The organism is Anaerolineae bacterium (assembly GCA_011176535.1).
Taxonomy (GTDB): domain Bacteria; phylum Chloroflexota; class Anaerolineae; order Anaerolineales; family DRMV01; genus DUEP01.
Map to the genome: position 1 here is coordinate 1 of DUEP01000056.1, position 4,929 is coordinate 4,929.

Here is a 4,929-nt window from a genome sequence, read left to right on the forward strand (position 1 = left end):
ATAAAAAATGAAACAATAATGCGAATAATTGCTGGAAAGTTTAAAAGTACAAAGTTGTTCATCCCCCTGGATAAAGAAACAAGACCCCCTCCCCATCCCACCGGAGCGCTGGCGGCTGTACCGCTCCCGCGGGCTCACCCCGCCCCCCACGGACAACCCCGACGGCGGCCATCAAGGCGTGGACTTCACCTACTGGGAAGGCGCGTATGGGCACTTCGTCTCCCTCCCGGTGCAGGCCCTTTTTGCGGGCCAGGTGGCAGGCGTCGAGCGCGGGCGCTTCCCTTACGGCAACGCGGTGATGATCGCGACCCGCGCCGAGGCCCTTTCCCCGGCCTGGCAAGACCTTCTGGGGCTGCAGCCGAGGGAGGCCCTGTACACGCTCTACGCCCACCTGGCCGAACCGCCCCCCTTCGCCATCGGGCAGGCCGTCGCCTGCGGCGAAACCCTGGGCCATATGGGCTGCAGCGGCAACTGCGGCAATCCCCACCTGCACCTGGAATTGCGCCGCGGCCCGGCCGGTGAAACCTTTCCCCAGGGGTGGACCTTCCAGAGCCGCGAACACTCCGAAGCCTCCGACCAAGCCTACCGCTGGTGGCGCTTCGAGGGGCCCTTCGCCCTGCTGGACCCGTGGGAAATCCTCCTCCAGGCCCGGGAGCGTGGCCTGCTCTCGCAACCCTGAGCCTCTACAGCCCCTGCCTCAAGGTCGGTTTCTCAAAAAAAGAAAGTCCCTGGGGGAAGAATCCGCCCCCGAGATCCGGCGGACGGGGTAGAAACCCCGAACGCGCCTTGCTGGCGCATCGGAGGATGTTGAAGAGCACCTCCAACAAATCCAGGCGCTGCTAGCCACCACCCGCCAGTGCAAAACAAAGCCCATCGGTACTGCTTCCAGAAGGCACGTCGCCTGTCCCGCGGCCAGATCTACATTTCCCCTCTGGATCTCAATCGGGAATTCGGGGCCCTGGAATTTCCTCTGCACCCCGTATTGCGCTACGCCCTCCCCCTGTACCGGGGGCAAGAGTGGGTGGACGTCCTGGTGGTCAACTTGCACGCCCAACCTTTGCTGGACATCCTGTACGAAAGCAACCGCCGCCGGTAGCACGCCGTGGACCTGCTCCCGGTGGATCAGCAAGGGTGCTACCTGGCGCATCCCGACCCCGCGAAACGCTGGGGCGGGCCCAAGGACCTCGACATCCAAGGGGGCCTATGGAACGATGCGCCCCACCAGGCCGCCGCCATCCTCTCCGGCCAGCCCGGACATGTTCGGGTGGGCGACGAAGTCTGGGTATATCGGCCTGTCTATCCCTCCCCTGAGGAAAACCCGGGGCACTTTTGGGTGATCATCCGCCGGGAACCGGCGCAACACATCTACGCCTCCATCACCAGTTTTCGCCTGGTGGCCGGTGGGGTGCTGGCCGTGGCCATCCTGCTTTCCGTGCTGATGAGCGCCGGTATCGCGCGAAACATCAACCAACCCGTGCTGGCCTTACGCCAGGCGGTGGAACGTTTCGGCCAGGGCGACCTGGACATCCAGGTCCCCGTGCAAAGCGAGAACGAAATCGCCGCCCTCACCCAGGCATTCAACCACATGGCAGCGGCCATCCGGCGCGATGTGACCCTGTTGCAACGGTTGAACCACTACGCCATCCGGGTTGCCCACCAACGCCAGATGTCTCAGGCGCTCCAACTGACCGCGCAAACCGCCGCCGCCCTGTGTCCCCAGGGCTGGGCTGGCGTGTACACTCAGGAGGACGGCCAACTCCGCGCTGGCCAGCGCCGGGGAACCGCCCCCCGGGCCGCCCCCACGCCGCCTGCCAGTCCCCGACAACCCTGCCGGACGGCTCGCCCACCTACCCGATGCCGGGGGAGCCTGGTGGCTCGCCGCACTCTGGACCCCCGATGCCACGCCAGCCTACTTCAACCGCACTGTGGCTTACATGAACCCGGGAGAGGACGACCAGGCCCGCAGCGACCTGCAGGCCTTTCTGGAGCGCACCGACGATCCCCACGCCCAGGCCCAGACCAAAGCCTTGCTCCAACAACAGAACACTCCTAAAGCACAGCCCAAGGCGGGAGCCAAAAAGCGCAGCCTTGTTCTGACTGCGCTTTTTGGCGTGAGCGCTCCTCTTTCACGGCTGCCAGTCGGCCTCGGGCAGCGGCGGCAGCCCGACGGTGAACCCGGCGCTGCCCCGAAAAGTGAAGTAGGTGATCTGCCCCGGCGCGATTTCCACCTCCTGGGCATAGGTGCGGTAATTGTAGGTGATTTCGATGGTGTAACGCCCGGCGGGCAAATCCCCCACGGTGTAGTTTTCCCGGTAATATGGATCGGGGCTCAAAAGGCCCTGGCCATAGGTGTAGGTTCGCCAGACCTTACGCAAGTGGCCGTCATCCCACACCAGATAGACTTTGTAATGGTGCAGCCACTGGCCGCCGGTGCTGCGCACCTGTCCCACCAACACCCCCCAGCCGATGGGCGGCACCAGCCACAGGTCAGGGTTCCGGGCACCGCTATAAGGCGAAGTGCGGTCGATGGTGCCGATCCGCACCTCAAAGTGCAGATGCGGGCCGGTGGAGTGACCTGTAGTGCCCACCAGCCCGATGGGTGTCCCCACGGTCACCCAATCCCCCTGCTGCACCAACACCTTGCTCAAATGGGCGTAGAGGGTGTGCACCGCCTCCCCCTCCCAGCCAAAATTGTGGCGGATGAGCACGGCGATGCCATAGGGGTCGTCGGTGCGCGCAGGATTGCCGTAGTACAGCCCCGGTCCGGCCCACACCACCCGGCCATCGCCCGCAGCCAGCACCGGGGTACCGGGGTCCGCCTTGATGTCCACGCCGGTGTGCACCTCGGTGCCGAAGAACACCCCACCGTAGCGGTAATCGTCCGAGGCCACGCCGCCGTAAAAAGCCGCGATGGGCCGCGCCAGGAAAAAATGGTCAAAAGGCGTGGGCGCCCAGGGGGTGGGGTAAGTGGGCGGGCGCCAGGGGGCCTCCTGCGGCACGGCCTCCACGGTGGGGAACAGGGCATCGAAGGGCAACGCCGCCGGGGTGGGATAAGCCTGTCTCGTGGGAGCAGGCGCCGGGGTGGCCGGGGCCAGGGCCGGGGTCGGCATGGGTCGGGTCGAAGCAGGCGCGACCACAGGCGACATGGTGGGGGAACCCACCTCAGGGGCAGGCCTCGACGTCGGGGTGGGGATGCCCCCCCCGAGGTCCGGTGAGGCCGGAACCCGAGAGGCCGGCCCGCACCCAAAAAGCAGGAGCCACCCCAGGAGGAGGACACCCCATCCCCTAAGCCTCATGGCGCGCCCTCCGTCGGCGTCGGGATGCGGAAGTTCAGCGAGGGGGTGGGGATGGGCGTGGGGGTGAGCAAAATCTCCGGCGGCACAATCTGGGCCATGGCCTCCTCCCAGGTCAGGCCCTGGCGCAAGGCAAAGAGGTCCCAGCGGGCGCCGGGGAGATAAGCCCGCCAATCGGTGGCCGCGGGCAGGCGCTCCCAGCCAAAAGCCGCCGCCAGTTCGGTGAAATCCACCCAGTAGCCGGGCGGGACCGCGTGGGCGTAGGCGCCACCGGCCTCGTAGGCCATGGGGTCGGCGCGGTAGCGGGCGTAAAAATCCCAGGGCAGGGCATGCAGGGGCATCCCCTGGCTGCCGTCCTGAGCGCGGGCGCGCAGATAAACCCGCCAGTAGCTCTGTGCGCCGTAGTCTTCGCGCACCACGACCAGCCAGCCGGATTGCAACGGCGCATCGCTGAGGGCAAAGGCCCTCCCGGTGTGCAGCCAGGCCTGGCCGGGGAGCAGATTCTCGGTGATGGGCATGTAGGCGTAACGCAGGCGGCCCAGGGCGTCCCAGCCCACGGCGCGGGCTACAGCCTGCCGCAGGGCGGCGAAAGCCTCGTCGGCGGCGTCGCTGAGTTCGGCGCGCGGCGCCTCCACCCCGGGCAGGGGCACGACGGCGAGCCGCCCGGCGGGCAGGTCGGGGTGAGGGGTAAGCGCCGGCGTCCACAAAGGCGTGGACGTGGCCTCAGGGGTCGTCACCCCAAAGGCGGCGGGGAGAGGCCAAGCCAGAGAAGCCGCGCCCACCGTGAAGCCGTGCACCGGGCCGGGCAAGGGCATCATAGGCAGGGCCAGACTGCGGTCATCCAGGCGATAGCCGGTGAGGAAGGCCTGCCGCGCCGTGGTGACCACGGTGAGCAGCACCTCGCCCTGGGGCGCGAACATCGGCCAGTCGCCCTGGCCCACGAAGCGCGGGGGCCGGTCGGGATGGGTGGCGTCCCAGAGGTACAGGCGGTGCAGGCCGTCGGGGGTGACCTGCGACCAGGCCAGCCAGCGGCCATCGGGGGACCAGGCGGGATGCGCCGCCGGGCCCAGGTCAGGGTCGCTCACGCGCCGCAGGCGATTTTCCGGGGGTTGGTCTAGATTGGCCACGAAAATCTGGGGCAGGCCCTCACGGGTGGAGACGAAGACGATGAGGCGACCCTGGGGCGACCACGCCGGTTGAAAATCGGCCGCCGGATGGGTGGTGAGGCGCAAAGGGGCCTGCTCCCCGGCCACATCCCGGATGAGCAGTTCCAGGTTGTCGTCCAGGTAGGCCTCGTACACCAGCCACCTTCCATCGGGAGACCAGGAAGGGGAGGCGTCATAGGCCGGGGTATCCGTCAGACGGGCGCGAACCTCGCCGGTGGACAGGTCCAGCAGGTACAGGTTCCAGGTGCCGTCGAGGTTGGCGGCGTAGGCCAGGGTCTTGCCGTCGGGGCTCAGCGCCGGGGTGATGGCGTCCACATCGGGCGGGGTGATGGGGCTGAGTGGCAGCCGATGGGGATCGTAGGCGAAGAGACGCAGCGCTAGGCCGTCCCGCAGGGAAAGGATGGTCACCCCCTGGGGAAAAGTAAGGGGGGGCGGCGTGGGCGGCGGCGCCACGGGGGGCGGGCCGGCCG

General features: G+C 67.6%; 5 protein-coding genes. 3 read left to right on the forward strand and 2 right to left on the reverse strand.

All coding sequences use genetic code 11. The features are described 5' to 3' along the window. Positions 1–28 precede the first annotated feature (28 nt). The 3 genes from G4O04_06300 to G4O04_06310 all read left to right on the forward strand — a co-directional run bounded on the left by G4O04_06300 (position 29) and on the right by G4O04_06310 (position 2,053). On the forward strand, positions 29–679 hold the full coding sequence (locus G4O04_06300; protein ID HEY58131.1) for a M23 family metallopeptidase: 651 nt from the start codon (positions 29–31) through the stop codon (positions 677–679). A 177-nt stretch (positions 680–856) separates the two neighbouring features. Then, complete coding sequence (locus tag G4O04_06305) at positions 857–1,096, forward strand: hypothetical protein (GenBank protein ID HEY58132.1); 240 nt, start codon at positions 857–859, stop codon at positions 1,094–1,096. 6 nt (positions 1,097–1,102) lie between these two features. Further along, positions 1,103–2,053: a HAMP domain-containing protein gene (locus tag G4O04_06310; GenBank protein ID HEY58133.1), complete on the forward strand. Its 951-nt coding sequence runs from the start codon at positions 1,103–1,105 to the stop codon at positions 2,051–2,053. 73 nt (positions 2,054–2,126) lie between these two features. Here G4O04_06310 and G4O04_06315 read toward each other — a convergent pair whose 3' ends face one another. Next, positions 2,127–3,146, reverse strand: coding sequence for a peptidoglycan DD-metalloendopeptidase family protein (locus G4O04_06315; protein HEY58134.1), 1,020 nt, complete (start codon positions 3,144–3,146; stop codon positions 2,127–2,129). Between the two features lie 146 nt (positions 3,147–3,292). Beyond that, positions 3,293–4,929, reverse strand: a 1,637-nt coding sequence (locus G4O04_06320) for a TolB family protein (GenBank protein HEY58135.1), incomplete at its 5' end; no start/stop codon positions are given.